14 protein-coding genes and 2 tRNA genes are annotated in these 15659 nt (G+C 56.4%); 2 read left to right on the forward strand and 14 right to left on the reverse strand.

Features of this window, described 5'->3' with window-relative positions; genetic code table 11:
• Positions 1–12: 12 nt before the first annotated feature.
• The 3 genes from O3675_RS08225 to O3675_RS08235 all read right to left on the reverse strand — a co-directional run bounded on the left by O3675_RS08225 (position 13) and on the right by O3675_RS08235 (position 1899).
• Complete coding sequence (locus O3675_RS08225; protein ID WP_371571966.1) at positions 13–642, reverse strand: DUF4190 domain-containing protein; 630 nt, start codon at positions 640–642, stop codon at positions 13–15.
• 202 nt (positions 643–844) lie between these two features.
• Complete coding sequence (locus O3675_RS08230) at positions 845–1342, reverse strand: hypothetical protein (RefSeq protein ID WP_049337779.1); 498 nt, start codon at positions 1340–1342, stop codon at positions 845–847.
• A 209-nt stretch (positions 1343–1551) separates the two neighbouring features.
• A complete protein-coding gene (locus O3675_RS08235; RefSeq protein ID WP_049337778.1) occupies positions 1552–1899 on the reverse strand; it encodes a DUF4190 domain-containing protein in 348 nt (115 codons plus the stop codon).
• A gap of 253 nt (positions 1900–2152) precedes the next feature.
• Here O3675_RS08235 and O3675_RS08240 point away from each other — a divergent pair.
• Positions 2153–2244 (forward strand) — tRNA-Ser (locus tag O3675_RS08240).
• 93 nt (positions 2245–2337) lie between these two features.
• Here the strand turns inward: O3675_RS08240 and O3675_RS08245 are convergent.
• The 9 genes from O3675_RS08245 to O3675_RS08285 form a co-directional block, all read right to left on the reverse strand.
• Positions 2338–2883, reverse strand: coding sequence for a histidine phosphatase family protein (locus O3675_RS08245; protein ID WP_012902807.1), 546 nt, complete (start codon positions 2881–2883; stop codon positions 2338–2340).
• A 151-nt stretch (positions 2884–3034) separates the two neighbouring features.
• On the reverse strand, positions 3035–3787 hold the full coding sequence (locus O3675_RS08250) for a winged helix-turn-helix domain-containing protein (protein ID WP_005504418.1): 753 nt from the start codon (positions 3785–3787) through the stop codon (positions 3035–3037).
• 577 nt (positions 3788–4364) lie between these two features.
• Positions 4365–5003: a uracil phosphoribosyltransferase gene (gene upp, locus O3675_RS08255; RefSeq protein WP_005507583.1), complete on the reverse strand. Its 639-nt coding sequence runs from the start codon at positions 5001–5003 to the stop codon at positions 4365–4367.
• A gap of 171 nt (positions 5004–5174) precedes the next feature.
• A tRNA-Ser gene (locus O3675_RS08260) sits at positions 5175–5261 on the reverse strand.
• A gap of 155 nt (positions 5262–5416) precedes the next feature.
• Entirely contained in the window at positions 5417–6037 is a 621-nt protein-coding gene (locus O3675_RS08265) for a TetR/AcrR family transcriptional regulator (RefSeq protein ID WP_005504416.1), read from the reverse strand.
• 80 nt (positions 6038–6117) lie between these two features.
• Positions 6118–8724, reverse strand: coding sequence for a YhgE/Pip family protein (locus tag O3675_RS08270; protein ID WP_371571969.1), 2607 nt, complete (start codon positions 8722–8724; stop codon positions 6118–6120).
• A 2-nt stretch (positions 8725–8726) separates the two neighbouring features.
• Positions 8727–9536 (reverse strand): multidrug ABC transporter ATPase, encoded by an 810-nt coding sequence (locus O3675_RS08275; protein ID WP_371571970.1) that lies wholly within the window; start codon positions 9534–9536, stop codon positions 8727–8729.
• A gap of 385 nt (positions 9537–9921) precedes the next feature.
• Positions 9922–10449 carry a nucleoside deaminase gene (locus tag O3675_RS08280; RefSeq protein ID WP_371571972.1) on the reverse strand — a complete coding sequence of 176 codons (528 nt, stop codon included), beginning with the start codon at positions 10447–10449 and terminating at the stop codon, positions 9922–9924.
• A 41-nt stretch (positions 10450–10490) separates the two neighbouring features.
• Positions 10491–12680, reverse strand: coding sequence for a RecQ family ATP-dependent DNA helicase (locus tag O3675_RS08285; protein WP_371571974.1), 2190 nt, complete (start codon positions 12678–12680; stop codon positions 10491–10493).
• A 338-nt stretch (positions 12681–13018) separates the two neighbouring features.
• Here O3675_RS08285 and O3675_RS08290 point away from each other — a divergent pair, with 338 nt between their 5' ends.
• Positions 13019–13675, forward strand: a complete 657-nt coding sequence (locus tag O3675_RS08290) for a DedA family protein (RefSeq protein WP_044150059.1) — start codon at positions 13019–13021, stop codon at positions 13673–13675.
• 122 nt (positions 13676–13797) lie between these two features.
• On the opposite strand, the gene O3675_RS08295 is transcribed toward O3675_RS08290, so the two are convergent.
• Both O3675_RS08295 and O3675_RS08300 read right to left on the reverse strand, forming a co-directional pair.
• Positions 13798–14628: a hypothetical protein gene (locus O3675_RS08295; RefSeq protein WP_371571976.1), complete on the reverse strand. Its 831-nt coding sequence runs from the start codon at positions 14626–14628 to the stop codon at positions 13798–13800.
• Positions 14629–14830: 202 nt separating this feature from the next.
• On the reverse strand, positions 14831–15649 hold the full coding sequence (locus O3675_RS08300) for a multidrug ABC transporter permease (protein WP_314928613.1): 819 nt from the start codon (positions 15647–15649) through the stop codon (positions 14831–14833).
• Positions 15650–15659 lie beyond the last annotated feature (10 nt).

Genomic DNA, 15659 nt, shown 5'->3' on the forward strand with positions numbered 1-15659 from the left:
GGGCGAAAGTGTTTAGAAAAGTGCCAGCATCTGCGCAACATCCACCAGTCTGGAATTAGCTGCGGAATCAGAAAGAGCCAGCATAATCGCCAGTAGCATACTGCCACCTAAAAGCACCAGGAACATGCCACCAATAACTACGGTAATCCAGTTCAGAATGCGACCAGCCGAAGCCGCCACACCGAAACGCTCAGCCTCATTAGCTTTCATAATGCCGATAACGCCCAGAATCAGAGAGGGCAGACCCAGCAAGAACCAGCCAAACGTCAGAGCACAAATCAAGCCAATAATACCGAGCACCGTAGAAGTCTGAGCAGCCTTCTCACCAGCAATCTGTTCAGGGGTCTTCTGCAAAAAGCCCACAGGAACCATCATGGGCTGACCGTACTGGTCGGGCTGCTGGTACTGCTGACCGTACGAGTCGTACTGATTCTGGTCATACTGGTCATACGAATTCTGACCGTACTGGTCGTAGGAATACTGATCGTAGGAGCTCTGCCCGTACTGGCCGTAAGAACCCTGACCGTACTGACCGTACTGAGTGTTCTGCCCGTACTGACCGTTCTGGTTGTACTGCTCGTTCAGACGGTTGTAGTCCGGGTTGTAGTCGTAGGGGTCTGAACCTCGAGGATTCTGAGACATGGCATCTCACTTTCGTACGGCTGGTGTGCGTTAAACCTAATTCACCCTAACCCATGATTGGAACGGGTACAACTACATCTGTTGCGCAAACCCGCGCAATACATTTTAAGAGGGCAGTAGAGTGCCAGCTGGTACGCGAAAGCCCCGCTCCTCACATTGAGAAGCGGGGCTTTTACGCACCCTCAGGGAGGGGCAAGAGCTCTTAGAAGAGTGCCAGGGTGCTGACCAGCTCAGTAAAGTGGTTGGAAGAGGAAGAAGCAGCACCTGCCGCGCCGATAAGACCCAGCAGCAGGAAACCACCGATTACAACCAAGAACAGGCCACCAAAAGCTGCGTTAATCCAGCCCATGATGCGACCGCCCGAAGCTGCAGTGCCAAAACGCTCAGCCTCATTAGCCTTCATAATGCCGATAACACCCATGATCAGCGAGGGCAGACCGAACAGCCACCAGCTAACAAAGAAGTTGCAGATCAGACCAATAATACCGAGCACCATGGAGGTCTGGCCGGCCTTCTCACCGGCAAGCTGCTCGGGGGTCTTCTGAACGATGCCGACGGGCACCATCATGGGCTGACCGTACTGAGCAGGCTGCTGGTACTGCTGCTGGCCATACTGGCCGTTCTGAGCGTTCTGCTCGTTCAGGTTACCGTATTCCGGGTTGTAGTCGTAGGAGTTAGAGTCCTGCGGGTTCTGAGACATATGGCCCCTCTTTCGTGTGAATGGTGTGCATTAAACATTACCCACCCTAACCCATCACTGAGGTGGACACAAACGAATTCGTCATTCTGGAGCTATACGCACCATATATGCACTAATTAGAAAACTAATTAGGCACGCAAAAGCCCGCGTGCACACGGAGTACACGCGGGCTTCCTCAAATCATGAGGCTACTGCAGGTAGATTCAATCTTACTGCTTTACAAAAATCTTCAGAGCGACCAGCAAAATAATACTGACGACACCCAGAACAGTACCGGCAATAGCCATACCGCGGTTCTTCAGCTCGGGGTTATTCATAGCCAGGCGGCCGGTCGCAATAGCTACAGCACCAAGGATGAAACCGAGGACAAAGAAGCTCACAATACCGCTCACCAGAGAGACAATCGACAGGGTCTTTGCCTTCTTCGCCTGAGCCTGCTGCTCAGGGGTCTGAACGGGCACACCGTAAGGAGCCTGCTGACCATACTGGGGTGCCTGCTGGCTGAACTGGGGGTCCTGGTTGAACTGGGGCTGGGGGTTGTTGGGGTTTTCAGACATGATTTCTCATTTCGTTGAGTAAATAAGACAACTCTGGCAACACCGTATGGAAAAATCACACGCCAGAGACGCCCTCTATTTATCGGTCGGACGGTAGCAGTTTATCGAAAATGCTTATAAGCCTCAAAGCCTACAAGCCATAGTCCGCCCTATAGAGCAACACACGCTCAGAGATATCCCCCGAGCATGGGTCGAATTGACCAAGCGCAAAACAGCCTATATTCTTATAGGGATGCGCTCACGAGCGCACCGTGGAGACGTGCCAGAGCGGCCGAATGGACTTCACTGCTAATGAAGGGTCGGGGTTAAACTCGACCGGGGGTTCAAATCCCCCCGTCTCCGCCACAAAAAGCCCCGTACCGGTTGGTACGGGGCTTTTGCTTTACCCATTTCATTCAGGCACGAAGCCTAGAAGCTCTTGGGCTAGAAGTTTCAGGACTAGAAGCTCTTGAAATCCACGAGGCGCGCATCCGCACCATCCAGCAGAGCCCACTCCCCCGGCACCTCAAACACCGCAATAGAAGAGGGCGGGAAACCGTAATACACATCCATGGACGCATTCGGGTCAGAATCAGGGCTCATCAGGCGCTGCGCGGCATCCTGTACACCGGGCAGATGCGACACTACCATCAGAGAATGAACATTCTCCGAAACGCTGTTGATGCGCGCAATAATGCGGGACGCAGACACCTCGTACAGCCCCTCATCCAGATGAGCGGTAGGCGCCTTCGCCCCCAAACCATCCGAAACCCAAGTCGTCGTCTGACGAGTACGCAAAGCCGATGACGACATAATCTGCTCCGGAATATAACCGCGAGCCGCCAGCCAAGCGCCAGCAGCGGCAGCCTGCTCATGACCACGCTTCGTCAGCGGACGATCAAAATCATTCAGACCCCAATCAGCCTCCGCATGGCGCATAATAATCAGACGCTTGACCCCGCTGCGGTACGAGCCAGATGCAGTGTTGGAAGAATTTTCAGCCATACACCCATTCTATCTAGAGGGCGCCGGAACATGCCGCACACCGCCACAGCACGCACACTAACACCCCCAGGCGGGCACAAGTAAACCCCGGCGCACCGGCATCACGCCAGCACACCGGGGTGCACTCTACAGAAGCTAAATTCTGTACACGCTAAATCGAGTATTCCGGAGCAGCCCAGACAACAACCTCGGGGTGCTCAAAGAAGCGGTAACCCTGACCGCGCACCGTACGCACGGTACCCGACAGGCGGCCCAGCTTCGAACGCAGACGACGAATATGCACGTCAATCGTACGCTCATGCGGATGCTCGTCACCGGAGCTCCACAGCGCCTTCAGCAGCTCCTCACGACCCACGGTGCGGGAAGAGTTCTCCACCAGGTGTGCCAGCAGCTCGAATTCCTTGAAGGTCAGCATGAGCGGCTCACCATCCAGGAACACCTCGCGGCGCGCCAGGTCAATCAGCACACCCGAAGAGTGGCTATTCGTGGTCTCTGCTTCGCGGGCGACATGCGCCTCCGGGTGCATATACATTGCGGTCGGATCGCCGAGTGCATTACGTACTACCTCAAGGTCGCTACCCTCAGCGTTCACCGGAGCCAACGCCACAGCGGCGTACGACTCCGACTCGGGAGCCAGGTGGTGTGCATAAGTGCGCAGATCCTGAACGATACGCACCAGGGAGGTACCGTTCGCTGCAGCAAGTTCCTCATTCAAACCCACATAGAGCACAAAGCCGCGTGCCTCATTTTCCTGAGCCTGTTTATGGGCAGGGTCACCGGCTGAGAAAGTCATCGGACGCAACGTTGCGGCCTGCGCAACGGGACGCTGAGGCTGCACGACCTGGCGCTTAGCGGCGCGGCCGCGCTGGGAGATGTGGACATATCCAGGTACAGCGCCTGACATGGTTCAACCTTCTCTCAAAGTCTGTGTACGGGATCCCTGTCGTACGTAGTGTGGGGTGCGCCGGAAGTGACGCCGAGTCAAACAGTCCCCAATACCTGTTCGAGCTTCAATCCTCTTACTTAATATTTCTCCTATTTGACGGATAAATCAAGCGGATTCAGCATAGTGGATTCATCTTTATGGGCGAGAGGAGTACAATGCCCCCTCTCATGTTTTAGGGTTTCAGGGACTGCCTGAAGCTTTCAGTATTTTTCCCTTATAAATATTCATAGCTTCTTTTATTTACTGGTTTCACCCTGTATTTTCATGTGAAGCTGTGAATATGCTCAATATATTTTGAGTCCCTCAAAGCACTATAGTGTTCCTTATCACATATTATCAAGGGTGTTTCATAAACCCACACAAGCGCCCAACAACACCATAAACACCCAAGACAGCAGACCGTTAGACACACATCCCCCAACACCACACCATATGACCTGCACACAGCCTCCAGCAGACACAACAAAGCGCCCCCGCACATGCATAAACATATGCAGAGGCGCCCCACTCACATCACGTGAATAACGCTGAAAAACTACTCAGCCAGACCGTACAGGCGGTCACCAGCATCGCCCAGACCCGGAATAATGTACGCCTTCTCGTTCAGACGCTCATCACGAGCAGCCAGGAACAGGTCAACATTCTCCATACCCTCAATGCCCTTCTCCAGAGCAGCAATGCCCTCAGGAGCAGCAATCAGGCACACGCAAGTCACAGACTCAGCACCACGCTCACGCAGGAACTTAATGGCCTCAATCAGGGTGCCACCGGTAGCCAGCATCGGATCCAGCAGGTACACCTGACGACCAGTCAGATCCTCCGGCAGACGCTCAGCATAAGTCACAATATCCAGGGTCTCCTCATTACGAGCCATACCCAGGAAGCCCACCTCAGCGGTCGGAACCAGACGAGTCATGCCCTCCAGCATGCCCAGACCAGCACGCAGAATCGGAACAACCAGCGGCTTAGGATCAGCAATACGAACACCGGTAGTAGTCGCCACCGGAGTCACAACCTCAACCTCTTCCACACGAATCTCGCGAGTCGCCTCATAGGCAAGAAGGGTCACCAGCTCATCAACCAGCTGACGGAAAATCGGGGACGGGGTGTTCTTATCACGCAGAACACTAATCTTGTGAGAGACCAGCGGGTGGTCAAGAATCTTAATACGCATAATACGATTTTACCTACCCCCGAATCAGCAAGCACCGGCAAAGCCCCGGAAGTGGCACACACCCTATAAACGAGGCGAAGTACCCCGCACAAACACCCGCCAGCAGCACCCCAGAACAATCCGGGCATGCAAAAACCCGCCGAGACGAATCTCGACGGGTTTTCGTTGGTGCGGTGGTGGAGGGATTTGAACCCCCGTTGGCTTTTACACCAAACATCATTTCGAGTGATGCACCTTCGGCCGCTCGGACACACCACCAACAGTGGAAAACTATAGCACACCCCCAACAGGAGAGCAAGAAAAACCACGTGCGGCAGCCGGGTGTCGCCCTCTTCACGGCCCCTTTTCACCGTGCCCTTTTCGACACCCGACACCGAAGTCCCGGCTACGTCTACAGACCCCAACAGGTCCGCCTAATGACGGATATACCCATCTACAACCAGCATGACAGCACGCGTTGCATCCTCAGCATTGCGCTCCGCCTGATGCACTTCACGATCCATAGCAAACATGTAAATCGCGCCGAACATAGAGATCGCAATCGCACGAGGATTCTGAGCGGTATCAACCGTATAGCGGCGAGCCACAGCCTCCGTCATCTCCTCCAAAAAATCCAGAAGATTCAGACGGTTATCGCTCATCGCCTCAGTCCAACCATCCGCACCCTTCCACGCCTCCGAAAGCCACATCCGAGTAAAACCCGGACGGTCCTCAAGATACTGGAACGCGGCGCGAACAGCACTCCGCAACGCCTCACGCGGATCAGAATGAACCGACGCCGCGCGACGCGCATCGCTCAGCAGCAACTGCGTGCCGTACTGAACCAGCTGATCCACCATGGTCTTCTTAGAACCGAAGTTGTAATACACGGTTCCCTTAGAAACACCCGCCCGGGCAGCCACCTCTTCAACAGTGGCGTACTCAAGCCCCTTTTCGGTCATGATTTCCATAGCAGCGTTGAACAACTTCAACTGAGTTCTACCTGTACGGCCGGGACGACGACTTGAAGCTTCAGCGACTGGGCGCTGCAACATCAGCAGTCCTCCCTCCCTTTTTGCAGATATATCTCTATTTTATTAGACAGTTTTCCCCCGGTGCGACTAAACAGGGTTTGTTACACCGTAATCTCCGGAGCCAGCTTCTTCAGCGACCACGTACGATCACGACGCGTGCCAATGTAACCCAACATCAGACCAGCCAGACCCCACAGAGTCAAAACCAGCATGATGCCCCACAGGCTCGACTCATTAATGCCATACGCCAAACGACGCGTACCCGCCACCGCATAACCCATCGGGAAGAAATCATGCATCCAACGAATCGACTCAGGCAAAGTCTCATACGGCATCGTGCCGCCCGCAGTAATCAGCTGCAGAATCAGAATGACCAAAGCAACAAGCTTGCCCGGCGCACCCAAAATCACCGTCAGACCGTGAATGAAGCCGGTAAAGACCAAAGCCACATAGCAGAGGAACAGCCACACCAGCCACGGATGAGCCATCTCAAAGCCCAAACCAAACTTAATCGCGGCAAACATCAAAGTCGCCTGAGCAATACCCACCAGGCCGAACGGCATCCAGCTACCGAGCATCACACGAATCGACGGAGCATGCGAAGCCAACGCACGGTTATTCATCACGCGCAACGTCTGAACCAGCATCAAGCCGCCAATCCACAACGCCAAGCACATGAAGAACGGGCCCATGCCCTCACCATAGTTACGGCCCGACGCCAAGGAATCATGCGACAAAGTCACCGGGTTCGACATCGTATCCGCAACCTTCGCCTGATCAGTCGGAGCAAGGCTCGGAACCTGCTTAACACCAGAAGCCAGGCCGCTCTCCAACGACGAAGTACCATCCTTCAACTCGGAAGCACCATCATTCAGCTGAGTAGAACCATCAGACAGCTTCGCCGTACCGTCAGAAAGCTGCGACGCACCATCCTTCAGCTCATTCGCACCATCAGCCAACTTCTGCTGACCCTCAACCGCAGACTGCTCTTTCTCCGCCAGAGTACCGCTACCATCCTTCAGCTCGGCAGTACCGCTCTTCAAAGAATCGGTACCCTCCTTCAGCTCAGAAGCACCACCCGACAGAGTCGCAGAACCACTCGCAAGGCTCGAAGCACCCGAAGCAATCTTAGAATTACCATCAGCCAGGCTCGCCGAACCTGACGCCAACGAGGACGCGCCAGCATCCACACGAGCGGCGCCATCAGCTACCGACGAAGCGCCCTTGGCAAGCGAAGACGCACCGGAATCCAGCGAATCCACGCCAGCAACCAAAGTCTGAATCTTCACCGCAGTCGACGACGAACCATCAGAAATACAATGGCTCGACTTCAATGCGCTCAGCTTCGACAGGGCATCAGCAGCGGCAGCATCACGAGTAGCCAGGTGCGACTGCAGAGCCTTCTGATTCAGCTCAGCAACCTCATTCTTCGTCTCCTCAGAATCAACAGCAGCCACCAGCTGATCAGCCTGCTCCTGAGTCAACGTACCCGCCTCAACCAACGGCGCCAACTGAGCACGCATCTTCTGTGCAGTCGCAGACACCACAGTATTCGACAAGTCACGACCAAAATCACCACTACCAGCAGACGTATCCGTCTCATGCAGGCGCGTGCACATCGCATTCAGCTCAGCCGGCAACTCACGAATACCCGCCTGATCCATGCCAGTACGCATCTGATGAATACCCGACGCCAAATCATTAGCGCCCTTCGCAACCGCCGCCGAACCACTCTTCAAGCTCGCGGTACCCTCAGCCAGAGTCGCCGAACCGTCCTTCAACTTCGCCGCACCATCAGAAGCAGACGCCGCAGCCGAAGCCAAAGTCGACGAACCATCCTTCAAGCTCAAAGCACCATCGGCAAGCTTCGCGGCACCAGAATCCAGCTTCGCGGCGCCCGAATCCAAAGTCGAAACACCATCAGCAAGCTTCGCAGCGCCCTCCGCCAACTGCTTCTGACCATCCAACAACTGAGACTGACCATCAGCCAAGGAGGAGGTGCCGTCCTTCAGCTTCAGGGCACCATCATTCACCGTGGCAGTGCCGTCCTTCAGCTGAGTGATAGCATCCGCCAGCTTCACCGTGCCGTTATTCACCTTCGACGCACCATCAGCAGCCTCACCCATCTTCGAATGAATAGTCGTGAAGCTAGCCAACAGCGAATTCGCCGTAGAATTACCGACCTTCTCCGCCACCGAATCACGCACCGAAGTGCCCGCCTTCGTGACGATATTCGTCAGCACATAGTTGTTCGCGTCATTCGTAATGACCTCAATGCCCGCCGAACGCGCATCAATAGTACCCGTCTTGCCGTCAGCATCAGGCTTAAACGAACCGGCACTCTGCAAATTACGGGAAAAATCCTTCGGAATCACCATCGCAAAGTCATAGGTGCCGGTCTCCACACCCTCAACAGCCTCAGCGCGGGTCTGCACCTGACGCCAATCAAACGTGCCAGCATCCAGCAGAGACTGGCGCACATCAGCACCGGTGTTCACCTGCTTACCTTCAGAATCCTCCGCGCCCTCATCCTCAACCACCAGGGCACCCACAATGCCATTCACATGGCCGTAAGCATCCCAGTTACCGTACAGGTACAGGGCGCCGTACAGCAGCGGAATGCAGGACATCGCAAGCAGCACCAGAACCGGCAGAACACCGCTGGTCAGGCGCTTAAGCTCAACAAGAGCCACACGCAGAACAGTCATTCTTACTCCTTCTCAGCGGTCTTCTGGGCAACAGTTTTCTGGTTGCCAGTCTTCTGGTTATCAGTCTTAGATTCAGCGGTCTGAACGGCTCCGGAAGTGCCGGATGCCGCCAGGGTGAGGGGAATCGAAGAGGTCAAGGGGATTTCCTCCACCTCACGCACCTCAATCACATCAATCACGGGTTCAGTCTCAGTTAACTCTTCCGTCTCGGGCTGCTCTTCCACGGACTCCTCCGCCAACTCGAGCTCACCGTCCTGATCCATGTGAACACTACCCACCACAGCACGCGCACCATGCCACGATTCAGAAATATGCGGAACAACAGCCACCACCGTGCGCGGGTGGTCCTCATCGGCGGCAAGCTCCTCCAGGTACGGAAGCCACATGTACGTGTGGTTCAGGTGTCGGGAAGGAGTATCAAAAACCAGCAAATCAGAGGGGCTATGCTGCGCCAAAGCAGCCATCAGCTCAACATTCATCTCGCCGCTAATCTCATCCATCCACAGGCCGTCCAGCTCCTCAAGACCGCGCTCGGCCAACCAGCGACTCGCACGGGAACGACCAAAAATCGGCAGGTTATAGGAGAGCATCTCCGACACGTAATCGTGCACGCGCATATGCTGCTCAGGAGCGGTCACATCAGGAGAGTCCACCACGCTGCTGAGAGCACGCAGACGCCTCATCGAAATACGGCGAGGCTCATCATCGCCTTCGCTCCAGCTAATCGTGCCGCCGGACAGGGGAAGGCGACCAGTCAGCGCCAACGCGAGAGAGGTACGCTCCAACTGGCTATCCGCCTGAACAATAATCACTTCACCCTCGCCCACTGAGAAGGTGGTGCGGTCAAAAAGCGGAGTGTGGCGCCCTTTTGCCCAAATATTGTCAACGCTTAACACGGTTAGATCCCCTCAGAGAATGGATGGTTCGGGTGAGTTTCTGGGAGTTATCCGCGGGCACCGCGCGGGGTGTTGAACGTCAGGCGCGGGCAGGCGGAGGCTCCAATGCCTATATATGGTAGACCCGGTTATGTGTGATGTGGTGGGCTTTTCATGAAAAAACAGGGGTCATTTTTGAAATTCTTGAAGTATTTTTCAAATAAATGGGGTTTTTCGTACAAATAACGCGAAAAGCCACGCAATCTCTGCGCGGCTTTTCGCGTTATACAAACCATCTTTTAGGGGTGAGGCCTAGGGGAGGTCAGGGGCGGCGTTCCCTAAAGAAGTCCACCATCAGCTGTGCACACTCATCAGCACGCACCCCCGCATACACCTCGGGAACCGGAGCAACCCTGCCGTCACGCAGTACATCGTAACGACTGCCAGCAGCCCCCGTCTTCTCCTCCCAGGCCCCAAAAACCACCGTCGAAACACGCGACGCCAGGATCGTGCCGGCACACATCAGGCACGGCTCAACCGTCACCACGAGCGTGCACCCGTCCAGGCGCCACTGACCACGATGCGCCGCCGCCTGACGAATCGCATTCACCTCCGCATGGGCACTGGGGTCATGCTCCCGCTCGCGGGTATTGCCTGCCGAACCAATAATGACACCCTGCTCATCCACCACCACAGCACCGATAGGGATCTCGCCACGCTCACCTGCGGCGGCACCCTCGGCGAGGGCGCGGACCATCCACTCGCTGTGTTCGGGGCGAGCGGGAATATCGCTGAGCACAGCGGAGCAACCGTCTGTGACCGTCAATTTTGAATATTCCGAATATGACATACAACCTCGTCAGGGGAATAAATAAACACTAATGGGCGCAACTAGTGGGTGGCGGCCAAAGAGAAAGGATACACCGCAGAAGCACCCGCCAGCCGTAGCTCACGCGCCACAGCCGTGAACGCCCACCGCGAATCCACCACGTCAGAAACCAGCAGAACAGGGCACCGATGCTCACGCACATAGTCCAGAACTTCTGCAGGCACCCGGTACGAGCGCAGCACATCCGCACAACGGAACGCGCTATTACCGCCAAAGAAACGCGGCTCCCCCACCAGAGACACCTGACCCAAATCCACCAGACGACCCACCGATGCCAATCCCCTACCCAGGGACTGAGCCAAACGGGGACGCACCGGCGAAGGCAGAGTCAACACCGCCACCGGACGACCCACCTCAGCCCACTCCCAAGCGGCAAGCACCTTCACGCAGGCGCGACCCAGCTCGGCAGGAACCTCAGAATCAACCGGCTCACCCAGTTCATTCGTCGCCAGAAGCTCACGCAGACGAGTACCGTACCCCATGTCGCTCAGACGCGCCAAAGCGTAACCGGATTCAGCCTGCTCGTCCTTAGACAAACGACCGCACGGCGCATCCGCACCCATCAGCTGGTCCAGCCCGCTCGGCCACATACGGCGCGGTTGCAGGGGCACGCCCACCGTATTGAAGCTGCTCTGCGCCGCCTGCTGCGCCTCAGCGGGAACTTCAACCGGGTACCAGGGGCCCGCGCACACATCGCAACGGCCGCAAGCAGTCGCGGAAGCATCATCAAGCTGCTGAGCTAGGAAAAGCATACGGCACTGACTAGTACGTTCATACTCGAGCATGGCGTTCTGCTCCACCACACGCGCCTGCGCCACCGCCGCATAACGGGCGCTATCGTACTGCCACGGCGAAGAGGTTCGACGCCAATAGTTGCCTTCCTTCACGGCGGCACCCTCAACGTCCAGGACCTTCAGCAGAAGCTCCAGGGTGGAGCGGCGCAACTGAACGCGCGCCTCCAACGCGGTAATGCTCAACCCCTCCGGGGACTGGGCGAGGGCATCCAGCACCGCCAGCGCCTGCTCCTCATTGGGCATGGAGGCGGTCGCAAAATACTCCCAAATGGCGCGGTCTTCACGACCGGGCAGGAGCAGAACATCAGCGTTGACGGCACCTCGTCCGGCGCGACCAATCTGCTGGTAGTAGCTCACCGCAGACGACGGCGCGCCCAGGTGCACAACAAAACCCAAATCAGGCTTATCAAAACCCATACCGAGGGCACTCGTCGCAACAAGGGCCTTCACCCTGTTTTCCTTGAGTGCCTGCTCTGCAACCAGCCGCTCATCCGGGTCAGTTTTACCGGTGTAGGCGAGCACCTCGTAGCCACTGGCACGCAGAGCATTTGCGGTATCTTCTGCCGCGGAGACAGTCAACGTGTAGATAATGCCCGAACCGGGCAGGCTGTTCAGGTGCGTGAGCAACCAGCCGATGCGTTGCGCCTCATGAGGCAGGGTCAGAACACCCAGGCGCAGGGACTCGCGGGACAGCGGACCGCGCAACACATGCACGGGTGCGGTGGTATCAGTGCTGAGTTGTTCGGCGATATCGCGGCTAACACGGTCATTCGCGGTTGCGGTAGTCGCCAGCACCGGTACACCCACCGGCAGAGACTTAATGAGCGAACCAATACGGCGGTAATCGGGGCGGAAATCATGGCCCCAGTCAGAAATACAGTGCGCCTCATCAATAACGAGTAGCCCCAGGCGCGGCAGCAGGTACGGCAGCCACTGCTCACGGAACGCCGGGTTATTGAGGCGTTCGGGGCCCACCAGGAGCACGTCGAGCTCGTTAGCTTCGAGGCGGGTGCGGATTTCATCCCATGCGGTGACGTTCGCGGAGTTCACCATGGCGGCGCGCACTCCCGCGCGGGATGCCGCCTCAACCTGATCACGCATGAGGGAAAGCAACGGGGAGACAATAAGCGCCGGGCCCATACCGCGGGCACGCAACAGCAGGGAAGAAATGAAGTAGACCGCAGATTTACCCCAGCCGGTACGCTGCACGACGAGGGTGCGGGCGCGGTCGGCTACGAGGGCGCGAATCGCCTCGTACTGGCCGTCGTGGAACTCAGCGTCAGGAACGCCGGTGAGGCGACGCAACACTTCACGGGCTTCAGCATGCAGGGGATCCGTGTGCAGGGAATCAGCATGCAGGAGATCGGCGGGGCTGGAAGCTGGCTGTTCGGGGTTCATGGTTCTCTCCAACGGTGGGTGGTTGGGGCAATCGCTACGCCGCGACGCGCCGTGCTCTCTTTCCATCATGTCACACCCCGGTATCGCCCGGCTCTGCGGATAGTCATTTCTTGAGGAAGCGTGCGAGCGCCGCGTCACCTCCGGCTGTTTAGCCGCGATGGTGGGGAGATTTACGCCTCGCTCACCCGTGCGTCCGGTGTAAATGCCGGTAGAATTGTGCCAGTAATACACAGCCTCCGCATAGTTTTGCACAATGTTCACCATAGGTACGCTTTCTATGCTAGTGTTACTCCGCCGCCGATCCGTGCGTGCGGTCCACTCACAGTTCAGGATTTTTTATGACTTTTCTTGCCACCGCTTTGGCGCATCTTCCGGTTGCGCTCTTGGGTCTCGACCTTGAGCAGTTCCTGCTCAATACCGGCCCCTGGGTTCTGGTAGTTTCGGCAATTATCGTATTTATTGAGTCCGGTGTTCTTTTCCCGGTTCTTCCGGGTGACTCCCTGATTTTTGCTCTGGGTATGCTTCATGAGCAGATGGGCCTGTCCCTGTGGGTTGCTTTCCCGGTCCTGGTGCTGGTTGCTATTGCTGGCGCTGAGGTTGGCTACCAGATTGGTGCCCGTTACGGCCGTAAGATCTTCAAGGATGACGCGAAGATTCTGAGCACTAAGAACCTGCACACTACTGAGGAGTTCTTCCAGAAGCGCGGTAGCTTGGCTCTGGTTCTGGGTCGTTTCGTGCCGATTGTTCGTACTTTTGTGTCTCTTGCGGCTGGTATTTCTTCGTACGACCGTAAGAAGTTCCACCTGTGGAATGTTGTTGGCGCGGTTGCGTGGATTGGTTCGATTGGTCTGGCGGGTGTGCTGCTGGGCGGTATTCCGTTCGTGCACAACAACATTGAGTACATTGCTGTGATTATTGTGGCGGTTTCTGTGGTGCCGGTTATTATCGAGTACCTGCGTGGCCGTTCGAAGGCGAAGCAGGAATCTGCTGAGTAATACGTGAGTCCTTCTCGGCTGCTGAGCCGGGGATGAGAAAGGGTGGGGATACCGTTTGGTATCCCCACCCTTTTCACGCTCTGAGCCCTTTGGTGATAGTGGCGCCGTTTGAGGCAAACATCCTAGTTGAGGCTGTTCCCGCCTTCATTGGAGTTCGTGTTAGATGCCTGTGGATTCTGATTGACCACTTGGTTATTCAGTGCACTGTTGCCGGCAGTCGTGTACGTCCACACAGGGGGACGGGTCAGCAACACAATGTTCCGGATGTAGAGGATAGTAATGACAACACCAACCGCGGTACGTATGAGAAAAGCGACCGCAAAATCTGCAGAGTCGGAGGATTGCAACTCATCCATCAACAAGGTGATATAGCGGGAGTCCACGAGGAAATCTTGCGCAAACCAATACATGCGACTCAAGACCTCGTAGGCGCTGTACATGAGGGTAAGTATGTGCGCCCACCTGTGTCCTTTCCAGGTCATCCAGAAGAGCAAAATCTGGATAAGAACAAAGATGAGAGGGTACCCTAGCATACGCAGGACAAGGTCAGGTAGCGTCTCCACACCGGCGATTGGTTTACCGAAGAGCAGGAAGAGCTGGATAGTGGTGAAAAGCGACAGAATAATAATCGCGGTGGTGCACCGCTTGGCGCTGCGCAGAGCCTTCGGACGTACCCAACCCGCATGCTCGGAGGCGGTAGGGGCACTGTAGCCGACAGTCGCCTCCCGGTAGCCGGTGATGGCGTGCGCGGGGGTGCTGTCGCCGGGCGCGTTATCCTCTGCCGCGTTATTGCCTACCGCGCCGCTGGGGGCGCCGCTGGGGGCGCTGGTTTCGGGGGCGGCATCGCCCTCTGCCGTGGTGTTTTTAGCCTCCTCGGAGGGCAACAGCACACTGTATTCGGGAACCGTGTACTCCGGGTCATTCAACGGTTGCTTCGGGGTACGTTCTGACATCGTCGTTCCTTTCTCCCCTGGCACCCACCCCGCGCTACAGTGCCACGGAGCGGATGTTAAAGAGTCTTACCCTAAGGATATAAGGAGGCGCGCCGCACCCTAGGAAGGCAGTGCCCTTTCTCAGCGTATTCAGAGGTATCCGAGTAACCACGTGCACCATTCCGAGGGTTAGCCACGGGACTCCTGATGTTGTTGCGCCTTTCTACGTGCCCCATCCCGCGCTACGGTGTGGCGGGCGAGGGTTGTTTTCCTTTGATGAGGTGCGTTCGTCATCCTCATCGTCAGCGAAAATCTCTCGAAGTTCTGCCGGTACCTGACCGGCAGCCTGTCTCGTCTCAGACATCATCTGCTGATGTTCTAGTGCACGTGCCCCGCTAACGATTTGTGTGTACGTCCTAATAGGAGCACGAGTCAGCAGCACAATCATCAGGATATGAAGGACAAACATAAGAGTGCCGCTAACGGTATCTACCAGGTAAGAGGCTGAATACGAAGACCCGCCTATCGCCCTGGAGAAATACCTTGAGTCCATGAAATTATTCGCAAAAATAAGCACACCGTTAGCCACTGCAAAAGCATTGCCGATGATGGTAAGAATGCGCGCCCACTCACGGCCATCCCAGACTTTCCAGAGGATAAAAATCGGGATGATGGAGGCGAAGAGGGTAAACGCCAGCATAGAGAAGAGAGTTCTCACCACCATCTCAAAATCGATATACGACTGGCTTGGGAGCAGGATCCGAAGAGAACTGCTAAGAACCATCAACGCAATCATGGCGACTGCACACCACATGACGTTGCGCATAGCCTGCGGGCGCTTCGGAATTACCTGCTCGGAGGCGACAGGCGCGGTGTAGCCGGTAGTGGTTTGCTCGGGGGCGCTGTCGCCGGGCGCGTTATCCTCTGTCGCGCTACTCTCCACCGTGCTATTTTCAGCCTCGTCGGAGGGCAACAGCACGCTGTACTCGGGAACCGTGTACTCCGGGTCATTCAACGGTTGCTTTGGGGTGCGTTCTGACATCATTGTTCCT

This window comes from Rothia sp. 27098_8_27 (assembly GCF_041432805.1).
Classification (GTDB): Bacteria; Actinomycetota; Actinomycetes; order Actinomycetales; family Micrococcaceae; genus Rothia; species Rothia mucilaginosa.